Here is an 18,870-nt window from a genome sequence, read left to right on the forward strand (position 1 = left end):
TTTGTTACTTCATATGAGCTTGTCCGTCCGTCACCTGCTGCAAAAGCTCCGCTGTCTCTCGTACAGTTAAATCAAAAATGGTCTTCTCTTCATCCAGATAAGGAAAATGAGGCAGCCGCCTCTCCATCTTTTTAGTAACGTCCGGGGTAAACGCTTCATTCGGTATGCCGCACTCCGTTTCTAATATGACAATCCAATCCAAAAGATGAAACCCTAAACCGTTCACAAATGAAATGAGCTTGTCCCTTGAACTTCCCTCTGCAAAAACACGATACTCTAATTCGTTAAACAGCTCTTCTCCTAAAATATCTTCTAGCTCATCATCATGCTCACGCGCCAAAATCGCTTCATATCCGTAATCATCTACAAGCTCTTCAGCTTCTTCACTCTCAAAGCACATTAATTGTGCAAGAGATGCGCCTTTTTTAAATTCACTTTGCTGCACAATTGTTAAAAATAAAGCTTCCTTGTTCATTGTATTCGCTCCTTATCAGAGTAAGTATGTATACTTTTAATAAGAAATGCACCCAATTCCTCTACATCTCCTAAAAATACTATAATATCAGGAAAATAATAAATGTAGTAGCAAGACAGAAAAACGGGTTTTGCGAGAGCAAGAGCCATTCCCAGTTCGATATCCGCTTCCGTCTTTTGCGTCCAATCATACGTATGAATCTACCCTTCTTCCTTCAGTATGCCGGAAAGCTTTTGAATACGCTCTTTATTCGCAAAGCCAGAAGCTATATAAAAGCGCATAAACCTTCAATCGCATCTGCGCTGGCTTCTACCATTTACGATACATATTCTTTCTGATAAGGGGCAGGCTTATTCATTTTCTCTACACCTCAATGCATATATATACAAGTGAATAAAAAAAACGTTTTTTTATAGTGGGTAGAGATCATCCGGCGACGTGCAGTAGCGGTCAAACCTTTGTAGTGGTTCATGCAAGGATAAACCAGAAAGAAGAAACATACAATATTCCCTTTTGGTTGCACATAGCACATGAAAACGCCGAAATTACAATTGAATAATATATAAATTATAAGATATTCAGCACTTCCCTTACTATCAACTTTCTAAATATATTAATTTCATAATATAATAGAAATAGAAATGGAGATGGAAATGACTGATACGATTTTATAAAAGATAAAAGAAACACATCATGTAGAAATAATGAGGGATTACAAAAGGGATGATAGAGAAATTCTCTAGCCCAGAAGAGAAGAGCGTCATTTATTGATGTCTCTCTCCTTGTTTTTCAGATAATTTCTCAGATAAAATATCAAGTTCAGCTGCAATCTCTGATCGCTTCAGCTTTCTTTCTTGCACGAACCTTTTAATGGCATAATACAATACACTTGCAATGCACAATAAAACACACACCATCAGAACAACATTATCGTAGAGACTAAGTCCCATGGTTCACCTCCTAATTCCCTTATTGTTTTGTCCGGAAACAGGCATGAAATTCCTTCTGTAAAATCTATGTTATTGTAACACAATTTCATAGAAGGTTCGAATACTTTTGATTTAGACAGCAGATTATTGCAGACTTTGGCAGCGGATACTTGCAAAAATAAATGACCCTGCCAAGCAGGGTCATTCTTTTATGCTTCCTCAATATATGTGATGATGTCTTCCAGACAGCCTGCGGCAGAGTAGCCTCGCATTTTCTCCTTGTAACGAAGACGGTACTCGTATACCTCATTTACAGACTTCAGCAATGCTTCTTCTGTTAACTGCTCTTCGTATACAACGCGGCAGTAGCCTTTTTTCTCAAACGACTGTGCGTTTAGAATTTGGTCGCCGCGGCTTGCAGACTTTGGCAGCGGAATAAGAATCATCGGCTTTTGCAGCGTTAAGAATTCGAAAATGGCATTGGATCCAGCCCGTGAAATGACCATGTCCGTTGCCGCCATAATATCAGGCAGTTCACTGCTTACGTATTCAAATTGCTTATAGCCCTGCGCGTTTTCAAGCGCTTCGTCCAGATTTCCTTTTCCACAAAGATGAACAATCTGGAACTTTTCAAGAAGCTGAGGCAAGGATTGACGTACCGTTTCATTAATACGCTTCGCTCCCAAGCTCCCGCCCATGATTGTGATAACCGGCTTTGTGCTTGTAAAACTAAGAAAACGCAATCCTTTATCCCGATTTCCATTTAAAATATCCTCGCGAATCGGAGAGCCTGTATAAATAGCTTTGCCTTCTGGAAGATGCTTCTTCGCTTCCTCAAATGTAACGAATATTTTCGTCGCAAATCGAAGTGCAATTTTGTTGGCAAGACCTGGGGTAATATCCGACTCATGAAGAAAGACAGGCACCCGATTCATCCAGCCCGCAATCACGACCGGCACGGAAACGAATCCTCCCTTTGAGAAAATCACATCCGGCTTCAGCTTGCGAATTAGAAAATACGCTTCCATTACCCCCTTCATGACATAAAAAGGGTCTTTGAAGTTTTTCAAATCAAAATATCGGCGCAGCTTTCCGCTTGAAATACCAGAATACGGAATGCCTTCTCCTTCAATAATATCTTTTTCAATTCCATTTTTCGATCCAATATAATGCACATTCCAGCCCCGCTCCTGCAGCTTCGGAATAAGCGCCAAATTCGGGGTCACATGCCCGGCGGATCCTCCGCCTGTAAACACGATAGTTTTCACTTTTGCAGCTCCTTTATAAAAAAGATAAGAAAGTATAAGATTTCGGAGTTATGTCTAGCTCCGTCGGCTAGGCGCTGCCACTAGAGAACCTCCGACACAAAAAGGCAAAAAGCGCCTTTTCGATCAGAGAACCTCTAGTTCTGCGCCTGAACAAGCCGACTCTGCCTTTCTTGATGTCTAGCTCCGCCGGCTAGGTGCTGCACTGAGAACCTCTAGTGGCAGCACCTGAACGAGCCGGCTCTGCCTTTCTTAAAAATGTCCTATTCCATTATAGTACATTTTTGCTGCATACTTTCATAAACTTTACATTACGCTGAAATATCTTGCATCCGGATGAGAAAATACCATTGCCGTAACGGACGCTTCCGGCTCCATCATGTAGCCTTCCGTCAATCGGATGCCGATTTCTTCCGGGCGCAGCAAACGGAACAATTTTTCCTGATCGGAAAGCTCAGGACAAGCAGGATAGCCGAAGGAAACACGAATGCCGCGATATTTCGCACGGAACCGCTCTTCCATTGTCATAGCTGCAGCGTCTGGAAAACCCCAACGGTCCCGAATGAGCATATGTGTTCTTTCCGCCAAGCCTTCCGCCAATTCAAGAGCAAGCGACTGAATGGCATGACTTCGCAAATAATCGCCCTTCTCTTTCCATGCCTCTGCCACTTCTCTCACACCTGTTCCAACTGTAACAGAAAAGAACGCGACATAGTCCATAGCATCTCCTACGGGGCGCAAATAATCTCCAAGCGTGCGGTACGGCGCTTTTTGCTGCCGCGGGAAGGTAAAGGTTTCAAGCAGACGGCGCGGGTTTTCTGGATCATATACGTAAATATGCTGGCCATCGCTTTGCGCAGGGAAAAATTGATATACAGCTTTCGGCTGAAGCCAGCTTTCTTCCTCATGCAGCAGTTCATCAATTAGATCGTTCAGCTCATGCGCCCTCTTATCCCCTTCTTGCAGCAGCTTTTTAACGCTCCCCTTAATTCCTAAGTGATGTCCAAGAAGCATTTGCCTATTTAAAAACGGCGCAACATGGGAGGCTGGAATATCACGAAGCACAACCCGTTTTAAAGAGTCCGGAACGAGCACTTCTGCTTTTGGCAGCGGCTCCAGCACAATAGGAGCTGTCTCTTTCGGCTTCTCCTGCACAACCACTTGTATCTTTCGCTCTTTCTTTTCTTGCAAAAGTTTGCTTCGCTCTTCCGGCTTCTGCAGACGATTCGCAAGATCTAACCCATTCATCGCATCGCTTGCATATAATACGAGTCCGTTATAGGAAGGGGAAATCCGTGTTTCTGTAAACTTACGTGTCAGCGCGGCTCCGCCCACTAAAATTGGCACATCAATGTTCGATGTTTTCAAATCTTCCGCTGTTAAAACCATTTGCTGGGCAGATTTAACAAGCAAACCTGATAATCCGATAATATCCGGTTTATGCTCCTGTACCTTTTGTACAAGCTGATCCGAACGAACGTTAATTCCAAGATTAATAATATCAAAACCATTGTTGGATAAAATAATTTCTACAAGATTTTTCCCAATATCATGTACATCGCCTTTTACAGTTGCAAGCAGTACTTTACCTTTTTTGGCACTTTCTGTCGTTTCCATATACGGTTCTAGATAAGCAACCGCTGCTTTCATGCTTTCTGCGCTTTGCAATACTTCTGCTACAATTAGCTCGTTGTTATTGAACAAGCGGCCAACCTCATCCATTCCTGTCATAAGCGGTCCATTAATAACATCGAGCGGCTTTCGTCCCTCATCGAGTGCCGCTTGTAAATCTTCAGCGAGACCTTGCTTCGTGCCTTCAACGATATAGCTGGCTAACCGCTCATCAAGAGTTAATTGTTCAGCCGCCACAATTTCCTTCTTCTTCGCTACACGGTAAAAAGCAGTGAACTCCTCTAATGTTTCTTTATTTGTTTCAAACAGCAAGCGATCTGACAATGCTTTTTCCTCATCAGGTATGGATGCATATCGCTCCAATTTCTCTGTATTTACAATAGCATAATCCAGGCCTGCCTTTGTTGCATGATATAAAAAGATAGAATTAAGCACTTCCCGTCCTGCAGGCGGCAAGCCAAAGGAAATATTACTTACCCCAAGCATCGTCAAGCATTCCGGCAACGCTTCTTTAATGAGCCGTAATCCTTCAACAGTCGCGAACGCTGAGCCAATGTACTGTTCGTCTCCTGTACCGACCGGAAATACAAGCGGATCAAAAATAATATCCGAAGGACGAACGCCATACTTTTTCGTTAACAATTCATAGCTTCTTTTTGCAATTTCTAATTTTCTTTCAGCAGTTACGGCCATCCCTTCTTCATCGATCGTTCCAACAACCACCGCAGCTCCATATTTATGAAGAAGCGGAACGACTTTTTCAAAACGTTCCTCGCCGTTTTCTAAATTGATAGAGTTTAGGATTGCTTTTCCTTGCGAATACGTAAGCGCCCGTTCCATTACCGCTTCATCTGTGGAATCAATTACAAGCGGCGCTTTAATCATTTTCGTAACCACTTGCAGGAATTTTTCCATATCCTCTCGTTCATCTCGATCCGGATCGGCCATACAAACATCGATAACATGTGCGTTTCTCTTTACTTGAGCACGCGCAATTTCCGCAGCCTCTTCAAATTTCCCCTCGGCAATTAACCTCTTAAATGCACGCGAACCAATAACATTCGTGCGCTCTCCAACAAACAACGGGCGCATGGAATCATCATATTGCAGCGCCTCTAAACCACTCACCCCATGACCTTGACGTGCTTTCCTTTGTCGCGGTTTTACCGTACTGAGCGCCTCTTTCATTGCACGGATATGGGCAGGTGTAGTTCCGCAGCAGCCGCCTACAATATTCATCCAGCCTTCTTCTGCAAATCCCTTTACCTTATTAGCAAGCGATTCTGGGGATTCATGATAATGACCATCTTCGTCCGGCAAACCTGCGTTTGGATAACAAGAAATATAGCTTTCCGAAAGACCGTTAAGTGAACGGATATGATCTCTCATAAACTCCGGACCTGTAGCACAATTCAAGCCCACAGATAAAGGTTTTAAGTGTTCAATGGAAAGATAGAAAGCTTCCATTGTTTGACCGGCTAGTGTTGTACCCATCGGCTCAATTGTTCCAGAAATCATTAGAGGAACTTTGACATTCATCTCTTCAAATGCACGTTCAATCCCAATCGTTGCGGCTTTCACATTTCGCATATCTTGACTCGTCTCTACAAGGAGGACATCCACATTTCCGCGGAGCAATCCGCGAGCTTGTCTATGGTACGCCTCAATTAACTCATCAAACGTAACGCCCCCTGTAACACTAATAGCTTTCGTAGTAGGTCCCATTGCTCCTGCCACATATACAGCTTTTCTTGATTCCTCCACAGCCTGCCTCGCAAGCTGCGCCGCCCTTTCATTTAATTCTTCATCCAAATGCTCTAAATTATAATCGCTTAATACGATATTCGTAGCCCCGAATGTATTCGTCTCAATAATATCAGCGCCTGCCTCTATATAGGCCTTATGAATAGCCACAATGACATCCGGTCTTGTTTTTACTAAATATTCATTGCATCCTTCATATTCTTCGCCGCCGAAATCTTCAGCCGTCAAATCCTCCTGCTGAATCATCGTTCCCATTGCTCCGTCTAATAGGAGAATACGTTCCTCTAACGCCTGCTCAATCGACTTCATACATTTGCTTCCTCTCTTTGCTTCTGTTTTGCCTTCACGTAACGGACAAGCGTTTCTGTCATTTCATATCTCAAAAATGGTGTAATCAGGTAAATGCCGTGGAATAAGCTCATCGCTTCCTCTACAAGCTCTTTGGCGATCCGAATCCCTTCATTCATTGCCTCTTCAGGCGTAGCATGCCCATCCATCCGGTTTCGCACTTCTTCCGGAAGCGTAATGCCCGGCACCTCGTAATGAAGAAAGTCTGCGTTGCGCTTGCTGACAAGCGGCATAATGCCAATAAATACAGGCTGTTTCATATGCTTAACGGCTTCATGCGTTTTTAACAGCACTTCTCTATCATAAACAGGCTGCGTCAAGAAATAATCCGCCCCTGCTTCAACTTTCTTTTCCATTCTTCTTACAGCCGCATCTATGTGTCGGACATTTGGATTAAAAGCTGCTGCTACTGAAAAAGTTGTAGGAGTGCCGATTGTTTTTCCTAACGGCGAGCGTCCCGCATTCATCTCTTTAATCATGCGGATGAGTTCAAACGAAGAAACATCATATACGGAAGTCGCTCCCGGAAAATCCCCGACACGGGCAGGGTCTCCTGTTAGTGCCAACACCTCGTTCATTCCTAATGAGGATAAGCCAAGCAAATGCGATTGGAGCCCAATCAAATTATGATCTCGACACGTCAAATGAGTCAATACAGGAATATTATGGCGTGTCAGCATGGCCCCCATAGCCATATTGGATATGCGCGGACTCGCGAGAGAGTTATCTGCAAGAGTTATAGCGTCCGCCCCCGCTCGTTTCAATGCCTTTGCCCCTTCAAAAAAACGCTGCGTCGCCAAGGTTTTCGGAGGATCGAGTTCTACAATAATCGTTGTTTCCGATTTCGCTTTTTCAGCTAAAGAGGATCCGTGCACAATAGGCGATGCAGATACAGTTACTGGAGTTGTCCGGTACTTCACATCCTTTTCTATCACAGGAACAGCCTCCGACAGAGCTTCCTTCATCGCTCGAATATGTGCAGGAGTCGTGCCGCAGCAGCCGCCGAGCAAGCGCACGCCTTGCTCAATAAAACGATTTGCCATATCTTTAAAATAATCAGCGGTGCCTTCATATACAAATCTTCCATCTGCATATTTCGGAAGCCCTGCATTCGGATAGGCAGATAAAAAACCGCTCTTAGGGAGAGCTACGGTCTCCATTGACTCAATCATATGAAGCGGACCGAGCCTGCAGTTAAGTCCTGCCACGTCTGCGCCGCTGTTCAATAGTTCTTGCAGCACATCCTCTACGTATCGGCCGCTTTGTGTAAGTCCTGCTTCATGCAAGGCTACCTGTGCGATGATAGGGAGCTTCGTCTGCTTTCGCAGCACACGCAGAGCGTGAAGCAATTCCACTTCATCGTAGAACGTTTCCAGAAGCAGCCCGTCCACTCCTTCTTCAAGAAGAAAACTGGCTTGTTCAAGAAGCATAAACTCCCGTTCTGCTTCTGTTGTAGTGATCGATCCTATATGCTTCATCCCCCCTATTGTACCGAGAACAAGAGCAGACGAATTTGCTGCTTGCTTTGCATTTCGTGCGGCAGCGCGGTTAATATTCTCCACTTCATGCTCAAGCCCGTACATGCGAAGCTTACCTTCGTTCGCTCCATACGTATGAGTTTGAATCGCATCCGCTCCTGCGTCTACATATTGGCTATGAATTTGTATAATTCGCTCCGGATCTGTTACATTCAATTCCTCAAAGCAGCTTTGCAGCCCATAGGAATGCAGCAATGTTCCCATTGCACCATCACCAATTACAATTCCTTCTTGCAACCTCTTTAATAAGCTCATAAATCAATCTCCCCTTTTATTAAATAAAACTTTATCAGTACGGGCTATCCCCGATTGATGTCAGCTAAATTGATTACGCTCTGGTCTATACTCCAGAACAGAATAAAATAAATCCCCCTCTTCGATAAGAGGGGGATTCCGGACGACTCCTCCTCTTATCACGCAAAACATCTCGTTTTGCAGGTTTTAGCACCGTTTCAAACAAAATGTTTGAAGGTTGCCGGGCTTCACAGGGCCTATCCCTCCGCCGCTCTCGATAAGAGTTTCATACAATATATATATGCATTCGTTTTTCCAATTGTCCATCTAATTTAGCATGTTCTATTAGATAGAGTCAACATAATTCGCAGAATAAAATAATTTATCTAAATTAACAAAAAACAATTGCTTTTCTCTTCCATTTCGGTATACAGTATAACAAAGACTTTCAATTTTATAAATATTCTTATCGAGAGAGGCAGAGGGACTGGCCCTATGATGCCTCAGCAACCATTAACAATTTTGTTAACAAGGTGCTAATTCCAGCAAATTCAAAATGAATTTGACAGATAAGAAGAAGACGAATTTGCATGCAAAAGCCTTCTTCTTACAGAAGGCTTTTTTTATTTTAAAGGAGGAATTCATTATGTACACATTAGAAACAAGGCTGGCTCAAATCGGAAACCGAAGCGAAACTGCCACTGGTACTGTCAATCCGCCTGTATACTTTTCCACAGCTTATCGGCATGAAGGAATCGGGCAGTCGAGCGGATATGATTATATCAGAACAGGAAATCCGACCCGTCAAGTATTAGAAAAAGCGATTGCCGACTTAGAAGGCGGCGATCAAGGGTATGCGTGCAGCTCAGGAATGGCTGCTATCTTGCTTGTGCTGTCTCTTTTTCAATCCGGGGATGAGCTGATTGTGTCAGAGGATTTATACGGAGGCACATATCGCTTATTAAAAGATTTTGAAACAAAGTGGAATATTCGATGTAGATACGTACAAACAGATGATCTCTCCAGCGTAAAAGCTGCTATCTCTGCGCGAACAAAAGCAATCTTTGTGGAAACTCCGACAAATCCGCTCATGCAGGTTACTGATATCGCAGCCGTTGCAAGTATCGCAAAAGCTCATAATTTGCTGCTGATCGTTGATAATACTTTTTACACACCGCTACTGCAGCAGCCAATCCTTCTAGGCGCCGACATTGTTGTGCATAGCGCTACAAAATACCTTGGAGGTCATAACGATGTACTCAGCGGACTTGTTGTGGCAAAAGGAAAAGAACTATGTGAATCTCTTTTTCATATTCACAACGCTTCCGGTGCAGTGCTGAGCCCTTTTGATTCTTGGCTATTGATGAGAGGTATGAAGACGCTGGCTTTACGCATGAAACAGCATGAGGCGAATGCGAAAGCTATTGCAGAATGCTTGCAGGAGGTTGACGGCGTTACAGATGTGCTATATCCGGGACAAGGCGGCATGTTATCATTCCGTTTGGAAAGAGAAGAGTGGATAAACCCATTTTTACAATCCCTTTCTCTTATTACATTTGCCGAAAGCCTTGGGGGTGCGGAAAGCTTTATTACATACCCAGCTACGCAAACACACGCGGATATTCCGCTTGATATTCGTTTGCAGCGCGGCGTATGCAATCGTCTTTTGCGCTTTTCAGTAGGCATTGAACATACAGAGGATTTAGTTCAAGATTTGCAGCAAGCTCTTACAGCTGCACGTCAGGAGGTAAAAGCATGAAAACTTCTCACTCGATAGATACGCTTCTTCTTCATAATAAGCATAAATATGATTCTCATACAGGAGCTGTAAGCATTCCAATTCATAACGCTTCTACATTTCATCAGTTCGATATAGATCAATTTGGGAAGTACGATTACAGCCGCTCAGGAAATCCTACAAGAGAAGCGCTGGAGGAAGCAATTGCTACGCTTGAAGGTGGTACAAGAGGCTTTGCTTTTTCTTCAGGCATGGCTGCCATTTCGACCGCTTTTTTGCTCCTTTCCCAAGGTGACCATGTTCTTGTATCAGAGGATGTTTACGGAGGAACATTCCGTATTATTACAGAAGTGCTGTCTCGTTACGGGATACAGTATACATTTGTTGATATGACCGACATAACGAAAGTAGAAGCAGCCGTTCAGCCAAATACAAAAGTATTTTATGTGGAAACTCCTTCAAATCCGCTTTTAAAAATAACAGACCTTCAAGCTGTATGTGAGCTTGCGAAGCGTTCGAATGCCTTAACGTTTGTAGATAATACATTTTTAACTCCGTTATTTCAGCAGCCGTTTGTATTCGGCGCGGATGTAGTGCTTCACAGCGCTACAAAATTCATTGCCGGACACAGCGATGTAACGGCAGGATTGGCAGTGGTGAAAGACGAAGAGCTTGGAAAGCGGCTCGCCTTTTTACAAAATGCTTTCGGTGCCATTTTAGGCGCGCATGATTCTTGGCTTGTGCTGCGCGGTTTAAAAACCATGCACGTCCGCTTGCACCGTTCCGTTGAGACTGCCGCACAAGTCGCTCACTATCTTTCTCATCATCCTAAGGTAAAGAAAGTATATTATCCTGGTCTTGAAACACATCCCGGCTACAGCATTCAACGGCGGCAAGCACAAGAAGCCGGAGCTGTTTTATCCTTTGAATTGGAGAATGAAGCGGCTCTCCGCACTTTCTTATCTTCTGTCAAATTGCCTGTATTCGCTGTCAGTCTTGGAGCTGTGGAATCAATTCTTTCTTACCCTGCAAAAATGTCTCACGCTGCTATGCCTGAACACGAGCGTGAAAAGCGCGGCATTTCCTCCTCGCTGCTGCGATTGTCGGCAGGTCTCGAAAATGCAGACGATTTAATCCAGGATTTTGACTTTGCTTTGACTCTGACGGAAGAACACGTGAAACTCTAAAAAGAACCCGATTGGGTTCTTTTTTGTGTTTTTAAGATACATTCGTTTTATATAATCATCGTATACTATATAAAGAATTATAAATATGATACAATAAACATATCCTTTGTTACAAAATTGTAACATTCTCATACAAAATGCTCTCATTCCCTAGTTTTTTCCCTCTAAAACTTTATTAGAATAACATTTTACCCTCAAGATAATTAATGTCCTATAAAGATAATTTCTGAAATAAACCGTTTTTTAAGCAAATTTAAGGCTTTTCAGGCATTTTTATATTTAATCACCTAAATATGCCCAATTTAATTACATTATCGTCTCTTTTCTTACAATTTCTTTACTTTTGAACAAAATATTCGCAACATGTATTTTCTTTATCTTAAAATTTTGTTATGTATATGTATAGTGCTATTAGCATATATGGAGGTGCAAAAGCAAATGTTAGAAACATTTCAAAACGAACTAGAATTATATGAGGGAAATGCAGAACTGTTAAAAGTGTTGGCTCATCCAGTTCGCCTTTGTATTGTGAAAGGATTGATTGAAAAGGGTGCTTGCAACGTGTCCACAATGTACACTTGCCTGAACATGCCTCAATCTACTATTTCACAGCATTTGGCGAAACTAAAGAGTGCAAAGATTGTAACAAGCGAGAGAAAAGGGTTGGAGATTTATTATAACGTAGAGAATGAAAAAGTTATCCAACTCATTAGAGTATTATTTTAATTAGGGGAAAAGGTAAGCAACATTCACTTTCAAATGTTGCTTTCTTACTTTTATGAATATCTATAAATTCAAATATAATATAAAAAGTACGGAACTTCTTCCGCACTTTTTATTGTAATCTTCCATATATGGCTGTAAGCGCAGCAACGTGTCTCATCTCACATCGGTCATTGCTGTAAACGGCGATAAAACAGCATTTCACGATACATCTCAGCTGCTGCCAATTTATCCAGGAGTGATTCTTCTACCGGCTGCTCTCCTTTATACGTCTTGCATAAAGCTATGAAAAAAACCCAGTTAGACCGGAAGAAAAACGGTGTTGATATATTTATTGATTGAAACATACGGTAAGTTCTTTTGCTGAATGACAACATCAAATGCGTCACTCATGCCGCCAACCATAGAACGAATGGCACGATTTTGTTTGTTCTTCTCCGAGAATGGATTACGATCGTTATGATCCGTCAAACGATTTAAAATACCCGTTGCAAGTAAGAAATACGTCTGTTTTGTTTGCAATAGCGTTTCTAACCCAGCCTCTCTTCCTGCAGCCTTGAGCGCATCCCAGTGTATATGCGTTGTTAGATCCATTTGACCAGCATGCAGCAAGGGGTTTCGGATAAGCTGATGCTCATAATACCCCCGCAGACTTCCTTCTCTATGGATAGGATTCATCCATTCCTCGTTCGTATATCCATAATCTACTGTGACGCAAATCCCCCGCTGTAGCCAAGCACCAAGCTTATGTACATAATGCTCCATAGCCAATGGAATTTCAAAACGCTGACCTTCCTTCAACTGCAGTTTATGCTTTTTTAAATAGCTGAAAATTTCTTCATTGTCTAAAGGGCATATCTTCTCTTCCAAACACTGCTGTTTATCCAAAGCAACAAACACTTCATATAATGAGTTTCCTCTTTTTTCTATAACATGAACCGGAAATGCATCAAACAACTCATTGGAAAAAACAATTCCTTCAAAATCCTCTATTTCATCAATGGCAGCACACTGCCTAACATTCGTAAAGGAATACAGTTTATCCTTTTGCAGGGAGCGGTGATGCGGGCTCGTTTCCACTAAATAATACGTAAGCTTTGAAAAAGTATCCGGAGACTGCTGCATCCACTCCATTAATACGTCATAGGCAAACTGTCCTGTTCCTCCACCTATTTCGCAAACAGCTGCCGGTACTTCCCTAGCCTCCGTAAGAGCAATAAAAAACTGTGCGAATTGCCGGGCAAATATAGAAGATACATTGCTGCTCGTGTAAAAATCGCCGCTCCTGCCGATTTTCTCTTTCTCTTTCATGTAATAGCCGCACTCAGGATGATACAATACAGTGCTCATATATGTGCTATATGAAATCATCTGTTTAGGAGCCGATAGAATGATGTCTTGTAAAACTGAAAGCATGTATATCCCGCTCTAGCTTAAAAATGGGTTGTTTGCTTTTTCAAAGCCGATTGTTGTTTCAGGACCGTGACCGCACAGGACTGCCGTTTCATCAGGAAGTGTAAATAATTTTTCTTCAATACTCATGATAAGTTCATTAAAGCTGCCGCCCGGCAAATCTGTGCGGCCAATGCTCATTTGAAATAGTACATCGCCTGAAAATACTGCTGCTGCTTCTTTAGAATAATACGAAACACTGCCCGGTGAATGCCCAGGTGTCTCAAATACTTCAAAAGTAAATGAACCTATTGAAAGCGTCCCTTCCTTTTCAATTAACTCATCAGCCGGTTTTGCCGTGATGCTGCGTCCCATCATAAAAAGTGCCGACCCGTTCAAGGACGCATCCTGCAGCCAATCCTGTTCTTCTGTATGAACATAAACAGGGATGCTGTATGTCTCTCTTACATCGTCAACTGCGCCAATATGGTCAAAATGAGCATGCGTCAGCAAAACGGCAAGCGGCTGTAGCCCATGCTGCTGCAAATGACTAATCAATTTCTCTCCCTCATTCCCCGGATCGAAGATGATACACTCCTGTTTTTCATTATGTAAAATATAAGCATTTGTTTGCAGCGGTCCCAGCGGAAGCTGTGTCCATTTCATTGTCATCTCTCCTCTATTTGATCTGAATTCGTTCCACTAGCATCAATGCAGGACAGACTCCCACTCTGATGTAGTTTCCCTCTCCTTTTATCATACATCATTTTCACTGTTGTGCAAAAGCAGCGATGTATTCGCTTTCGTTTTGACCTCGACATTTAGAATAGAAGCATGTACAATTAGAGTGAATATTTAAAAAATGTTATAAAGAGCGGGAGAACGAAGGGGGATTTAGATGAAAATAGGTCTTGTTATCATCTTCTTACTAGTAACTCTTTTAGCTGTGTTTGCTGCATTCAGAACACTGAAAGAAAAAAATATGTTAGGTGCTTTCCTTTCTGTAGCAACAGTTCTTGTTTTTGGTTGGTTTACTGTTATGACAGTACTTCACAACGGCTATCCGCCAGTTAGCCATTAATGAAAAAAGCTCTGAGATTTCAGAGCTTTTTTTCATAAAGCTGTGTTTTATTCTCCTTGCTTTTATGCATATTTCCTTCAAAAAAGCGCAGCAAATCTCCATAAATCAGTTTGTCAGAATATTGAAGCTCCGTTTTCGCCCTTTCTATATAAGGAACACAATTGTTAATATCCGTTGCAATTCCTTTTTTATCATAGCAAACGCTGCCTGTATATATATATTCTTTTGTAATAAAGCTCCCATCGCGCAAAATAGTGAACTGCTCTTTTGCAGGTGAAAATAAATCTTCTCCAAAATGGATATCTCGTCTCTTTTCAATCCCAAGCAGCCGTAAAATCGTAGGCTTTACGTCAATTTGTCCGGATACGCGGGATATAACGCCTCCTTTATGGCCTGGAATATGGATAATAAGCGGTACACGCTGCAGCTGGACATGATCAAACGGAGTAAGATCAGCCTTTCCTAAATATTGCGCCATCGCTTTGTTGTGGTTTTCTGAAATACCGTAGTGATCTCCATACAAAATAAATATCGTATTTTCATACATTCCTTCCTGCTTTAAGCGCTCAAAAAAATATTGAAGGGATTCATCCGTATACCGAACCGATGGAAAATAACGATTGAGTGTGCTGCTTTGGGAAGTGTATGCGCTGATATGCTGCTCTTCTTGCCCTAAATGGAACGGGAAATGATTTGTTAATGTAATGAATTTTGCATAAAAAGGCTGGGGCAAAGACTTCAAATAAGAAATGGATTGCTCAAACATATCCCTGTCCTTCAATCCCCATCCGACTGAATTTGCTGCATCAATCGAAAAGCTCGCACTATGAAAATATCGGTCATACCCAAGGGACGGGTACATAAAGTCTCGATTCCAAAAGCTTTTTGCGTTTGCATGAAACACGGCAGAATAATAGCCGTAGTCCTTTAAAATTTCTGGAACAGCAACATACTCATTTCCGGCATGGGTAAAGAACACTGCTCCTCGATCTAATGGATATAAGGAATTTTCCATAATGAACTCAGCATCAGATGTTTTTCCTTGTCCCGTTTGATGATAAAACTCATTAAAATAATAGCTTCGTTTTATGAGATCGTTCAAAAACGGCGTAATGACCTGCCCGTTTACTGTATTGTTAATGACAAAATTTTGCACAGACTCCATGGAAATTACAATTACATTTTTTCCTTTTGCGATGCTGAACAAACGATGCTGCGGCTTCTTTTTATTATTCGTTATATAGTTTTCAACTTCTACAAGCTTATTGCTGTCCGCAAGAGCACGTTGCGCAGAAGAACGAGACTGGAGAATCGCATCGTAAGTATGATAATTGAACAACCCAATGTTCTTAACAAGCATTTTGCGATCAAAAGAACGTGTTAGCAGCTGCGGACGTTCCGTTTCCGCCAGCACCAAATTTGTTATAAACAGCAAGCTGGCTGAAAGAAAATACACCATTCTTCCCTTTACAGAAAGAGATGCTTTAGGAATGAAAGCAGGAAACCTCTTAGCAATGATCAGCAGTAAGAAAAGGTCTGCAAATAGTAATACTGTTTTATATGTAAGGAGCTCTAAAATGCTGGATCCTAAATCCCCCATGTTATTTGTTTGAAATAAAACAGGCAAAGTAATGAAATCATTAAAAAATCCATAAAAGACGACATTAGCGCATAGCAAAGCCGACAACAGAAAGCTGCATACAATTGTACAATACAAATGCCATTTTCCTTTTGTAAACAACGCGAGACCGATAAAGCATAATAAAGAGCTGAGAGGACTCAGCAATAAAATAAATTCCTGTATTGTATTTTCAATTTTCATTTCAAATACGAATTTATATACGATATATGTTTTTACCCATAGCAGCACAACGGCAAGTAACACGAACCGCAGCTTCTTAAATTCAGATTGAAGCATGCTCCGCCCTCCATTCTGCTTTTTATTATCTGCAAAACAAAAAGCCTGCAGGATGCAGACTTTTTCACTCTCTCTTAATAATTCCCAAATTTTGTTCTTACTAACCATGCGCCGCCAATTACACCAGCATCATTGCCAAGAGTAGCGATAGCCAGCTTCGTGCTTTTAGCAACACGCGAAAAGGCATATTGTTCAAAATAGCGCTGAACAGGCGCGAGCAACACGTCTCCCGCTTTTGATACACCGCCGCCAATTACAACCTTCTCCGGATTCATGATATTAGAGATGTTGGCAATTGCAAGACCAAGATATGATGCCATTTGCTCTACAACTTGTTTAGCGATTGCGTCTGTATGAAGCGCATCAAACACATCTTTAGATGTAACCGTCCCATTGTTCTCGAGTATTTCACGGAGAGCACTGTTCTCCGTACTCTTTTGCAGCGCTTCTTTTGCTAAGCGCGCAATCCCCGTTGCAGACGCCACTGTTTCCAGGCAGCCTGTTTTGCCGCAATTACATGGTGCACCATTTTCCGATACAACTGTAATATGACCGATCTCTCCAGCCGCTCCGCTTATACCATGCACAATTTCGCCGTTTGCAATCACGCCGCCGCCAACGCCTGTACCGAGCGTAACACACACTAAGTCTTTGGCACCTTCGCCAGCACCCTTCCACATTTCTCCTAATGCAGCGATATTAGCATCATTGTCTATCATTACCGGCAACCCCGTCTCTACTTCCAATAAATCTTTCAACGGGTAGTCCTTCCACCCTAAGTTAATACCTTCGTACACAACGCCTGTCGCCAAGTCTACAGGTCCTGGCGCTCCCATGCCGATACCGAGAAGCTTATGCTTCACCTCTCCCAATTCATGGAGCTTTTTATTGATGGCTTTCGCGACATCAAGCGTAATATGCTTTCCTTGTTCACTCAAATTCGTAGGGATTTCCCACTTATGAAGAATTTCCCCATACATGCTGATAAAAGCCAATTTAATCGTTGTACCGCCAAGATCAACTCCCACTAACCATCTTTCTTCCATACTGCTTACCTTCCTTAATTACAACTTTTCTTTATCTTTCAATCTTTGAGCTTCCTGCCGAAGCAAAAGAAGCGCCGTTTGATACTTCCTTTGTTCAATAAGCCCCGATTGATGCAGCTCGCGCAGTTCGTCTTCCATAAGTTCAAGATCCGCAATACGGTCTCCTGTATAGATGATGGTCCCAAACTGCTTTAATAATTGCTGAATGTCGTAAATGGATGTCATGTTTTCACCCTCTAGTTCTATCATAAGAAAACGTTCACATATTCCATTATAAAAAGAACAGCGGAGAGCGTCAATTTGCTATTTTCTGCTGTTTTGATGATTTTGAAACAAAATCGGGAAGTGCATGATTTACCTTAATTATTTTATGTACGAGTCAGCTCGTTGAAGTGCTTCTCTCGCACTGTGCAGGATTACATACCGAACCCGTACCATAGCAGACCTACGAGCAAAAACAAGCCTACACTTGCCGCACCCGCTCGTTTGAACCATTTTGTTTTTTGTTTCGGAACATGTACAACAGCTGTTGCTAAAAAACCGCCAATCAGTCCGCCGATGTGCCCAGCATTATCAATTCCAGGTACAATAAACCCAAAAAGCAGGTTAATTCCGATTAATGTTAAAACACTTTGCATTACTGTTTTTGAGAAAACTTTAGAATATGTTAAAGCAATGTATAACAGGGTTCCAAAGCATCCAAAAATGGCACCGGACGCTCCTGCCGAAACGCTGTCTGACATAACAAAGCTCAAAGCACTGCTGCAAACTCCTGCAAATATATATACAAACAAGAAACGTACATTTCCAAGAATCTGCTCTACTTGACTGCCGATATAATATAAAGCGATTGTGTTCATAAGCAGGTGGAGAAAACCGATATGCAAAAAAATTGGAGTAATGAACCGCCACCACTCTCCTTGCAAAATGAGCGGGTTATACTTTGCCCCAAACCGGATAAGTGTTTCGCCGCTTGTGCTGCCCCCGTACCATTCTAATAAGAGGAACATGATGATTTGCATGGCAATCAGCACTTTTGTCACAATCGGCTTTGCATTGCTTAAAATTTGTTCTTGTTGCTTTTGTTTCATCTGCATAACTTGGGCGAACCGATCGCGCAGCAAGTTCGGCTCTTCTTCTTGGAGCGCAAAAATTGCCGCTGTTTCTTTTTCCTTTAATTGTAAAACAGATTGAAAAAAGTGCGCTTGCTCCCCCACATTACCCTCTGTAAAAAAGAGCGTTTCTACCGGAGCATGCACTTGTACGTCCTCTATCATTGCTTTCCAGTCATCCACAGGCTCCCGCTGCGAAATATACACGTTATACACGGCTTTCCTGCGGAAGCTGCTCTTTGCGACCTGCTTTAGCGGCTGGATCATTTCTAAATCATTGCGAACCGTGCGGCTCCAATCCATATCGCTTCTCTTTAGCCGAATCATTATATTTTCATGCAGCTGGCTTGACTCTAACCATGCTTCCTGTTCTTCATCTGAGTAATAACGCAGTTCATACTTGCCGAGAGACACCAGTATATACAACAATGACCAATATAAAGAATCCTGTCTATTATGCAAGCCATCTCCTCCGTTCTTCCCTCTAC

15 protein-coding genes and 2 riboswitches are annotated in these 18,870 nt (G+C 42.3%); of the genes, 4 read left to right on the forward strand and 11 right to left on the reverse strand.

Annotation, left to right across the window (positions count from 1 at the left end; genetic code table 11):
* Nucleotides 1-4: 4 nt before the first annotated feature.
* The 5 genes from H540_RS0102060 to H540_RS0102085 all read right to left on the reverse strand — a co-directional run bounded on the left by H540_RS0102060 (nucleotide 5) and on the right by H540_RS0102085 (nucleotide 8,206).
* Nucleotides 5-475 (reverse strand): hypothetical protein, encoded by a 471-nt coding sequence (locus tag H540_RS0102060; RefSeq protein ID WP_028399196.1) that lies wholly within the window; start codon nucleotides 473-475, stop codon nucleotides 5-7.
* Nucleotides 476-1,239: 764 nt separating this feature from the next.
* Entirely contained in the window at nucleotides 1,240-1,425 is a 186-nt protein-coding gene (locus H540_RS28785) for a DUF3966 domain-containing protein (protein WP_051316956.1), read from the reverse strand.
* A gap of 188 nt (nucleotides 1,426-1,613) precedes the next feature.
* The gene (locus H540_RS0102075) at nucleotides 1,614-2,672 is read right to left on the reverse strand and encodes an undecaprenyldiphospho-muramoylpentapeptide beta-N-acetylglucosaminyltransferase (protein WP_028399197.1); all 1,059 of its coding nucleotides are present in this window, start codon (nucleotides 2,670-2,672) and stop codon (nucleotides 1,614-1,616) included.
* A 303-nt stretch (nucleotides 2,673-2,975) separates the two neighbouring features.
* On the reverse strand, nucleotides 2,976-6,374 hold the full coding sequence (metH, locus tag H540_RS0102080) for a methionine synthase (protein WP_028399198.1): 3,399 nt from the start codon (nucleotides 6,372-6,374) through the stop codon (nucleotides 2,976-2,978).
* Nucleotides 6,371-8,206, reverse strand: a complete 1,836-nt coding sequence (locus H540_RS0102085; protein WP_028399199.1) for a bifunctional homocysteine S-methyltransferase/methylenetetrahydrofolate reductase — start codon at nucleotides 8,204-8,206, stop codon at nucleotides 6,371-6,373. The genes metH and H540_RS0102085 overlap by 4 nt, the downstream gene beginning before the upstream one ends.
* 152 nt (nucleotides 8,207-8,358) lie before the next feature.
* A riboswitch (SAM riboswitch) is annotated at nucleotides 8,359-8,469 on the reverse strand.
* Nucleotides 8,470-8,648: 179 nt separating this feature from the next.
* Nucleotides 8,649-8,761, forward strand: a riboswitch (SAM riboswitch).
* 70 nt (nucleotides 8,762-8,831) lie between these two features.
* On the opposite strand from H540_RS0102085, the gene H540_RS0102095 reads away from it, so the two are divergent.
* The 3 genes from H540_RS0102095 to H540_RS0102105 all read left to right on the forward strand — a co-directional run bounded on the left by H540_RS0102095 (nucleotide 8,832) and on the right by H540_RS0102105 (nucleotide 11,836).
* On the forward strand, nucleotides 8,832-9,944 hold the full coding sequence (locus H540_RS0102095; RefSeq protein ID WP_028399200.1) for a methionine biosynthesis PLP-dependent protein: 1,113 nt from the start codon (nucleotides 8,832-8,834) through the stop codon (nucleotides 9,942-9,944).
* Nucleotides 9,941-11,110 carry a cystathionine beta-lyase gene (gene metC / locus H540_RS0102100; protein WP_034670162.1) on the forward strand — a complete coding sequence of 390 codons (1,170 nt, stop codon included), beginning with the start codon at nucleotides 9,941-9,943 and terminating at the stop codon, nucleotides 11,108-11,110. The genes H540_RS0102095 and metC overlap by 4 nt, the downstream gene beginning before the upstream one ends.
* A gap of 438 nt (nucleotides 11,111-11,548) precedes the next feature.
* On the forward strand, nucleotides 11,549-11,836 hold the full coding sequence (locus H540_RS0102105; RefSeq protein ID WP_028399202.1) for an ArsR/SmtB family transcription factor: 288 nt from the start codon (nucleotides 11,549-11,551) through the stop codon (nucleotides 11,834-11,836).
* 297 nt (nucleotides 11,837-12,133) lie between these two features.
* On the opposite strand, the gene H540_RS0102110 is transcribed toward H540_RS0102105, so the two are convergent.
* Together H540_RS0102110 and H540_RS0102115 are read right to left on the reverse strand one after the other, a co-directional pair.
* The gene (locus H540_RS0102110; protein WP_051316957.1) at nucleotides 12,134-13,249 is read right to left on the reverse strand and encodes a class I SAM-dependent methyltransferase; all 1,116 of its coding nucleotides are present in this window, start codon (nucleotides 13,247-13,249) and stop codon (nucleotides 12,134-12,136) included.
* Between the two features lie 12 nt (nucleotides 13,250-13,261).
* Nucleotides 13,262-13,891 (reverse strand): MBL fold metallo-hydrolase, encoded by a 630-nt coding sequence (locus tag H540_RS0102115; RefSeq protein ID WP_028399204.1) that lies wholly within the window; start codon nucleotides 13,889-13,891, stop codon nucleotides 13,262-13,264.
* Nucleotides 13,892-14,129: 238 nt separating this feature from the next.
* On the opposite strand from H540_RS0102115, the gene H540_RS0102120 reads away from it, so the two are divergent.
* Nucleotides 14,130-14,306, forward strand: coding sequence for a DUF2759 domain-containing protein (locus H540_RS0102120; RefSeq protein WP_028399205.1), 177 nt, complete (start codon nucleotides 14,130-14,132; stop codon nucleotides 14,304-14,306).
* Nucleotides 14,307-14,325: 19 nt separating this feature from the next.
* On the opposite strand, the gene H540_RS0102125 is transcribed toward H540_RS0102120, so the two are convergent.
* The 4 genes from H540_RS0102125 to H540_RS0102140 form a co-directional block, all read right to left on the reverse strand.
* The gene (locus tag H540_RS0102125) at nucleotides 14,326-16,224 is read right to left on the reverse strand and encodes an LTA synthase family protein (RefSeq protein WP_028399206.1); all 1,899 of its coding nucleotides are present in this window, start codon (nucleotides 16,222-16,224) and stop codon (nucleotides 14,326-14,328) included.
* Nucleotides 16,225-16,298: 74 nt separating this feature from the next.
* On the reverse strand, nucleotides 16,299-17,270 hold the full coding sequence (locus H540_RS0102130; RefSeq protein ID WP_028399207.1) for an ROK family glucokinase: 972 nt from the start codon (nucleotides 17,268-17,270) through the stop codon (nucleotides 16,299-16,301).
* Nucleotides 17,271-17,288: 18 nt separating this feature from the next.
* Nucleotides 17,289-17,495 carry a YqgQ family protein gene (locus tag H540_RS0102135; RefSeq protein ID WP_028399208.1) on the reverse strand — a complete coding sequence of 69 codons (207 nt, stop codon included), beginning with the start codon at nucleotides 17,493-17,495 and terminating at the stop codon, nucleotides 17,289-17,291.
* 191 nt (nucleotides 17,496-17,686) lie between these two features.
* Complete coding sequence (locus H540_RS0102140; RefSeq protein WP_028399209.1) at nucleotides 17,687-18,844, reverse strand: rhomboid family intramembrane serine protease; 1,158 nt, start codon at nucleotides 18,842-18,844, stop codon at nucleotides 17,687-17,689.
* Between the last annotated feature and the right edge of the window lie 26 nt (nucleotides 18,845-18,870).

This window comes from Ectobacillus panaciterrae DSM 19096 (assembly GCF_000430785.1).
GTDB lineage: Bacteria > Bacillota > Bacilli > Bacillales > Bacillaceae_G > Ectobacillus > Ectobacillus panaciterrae.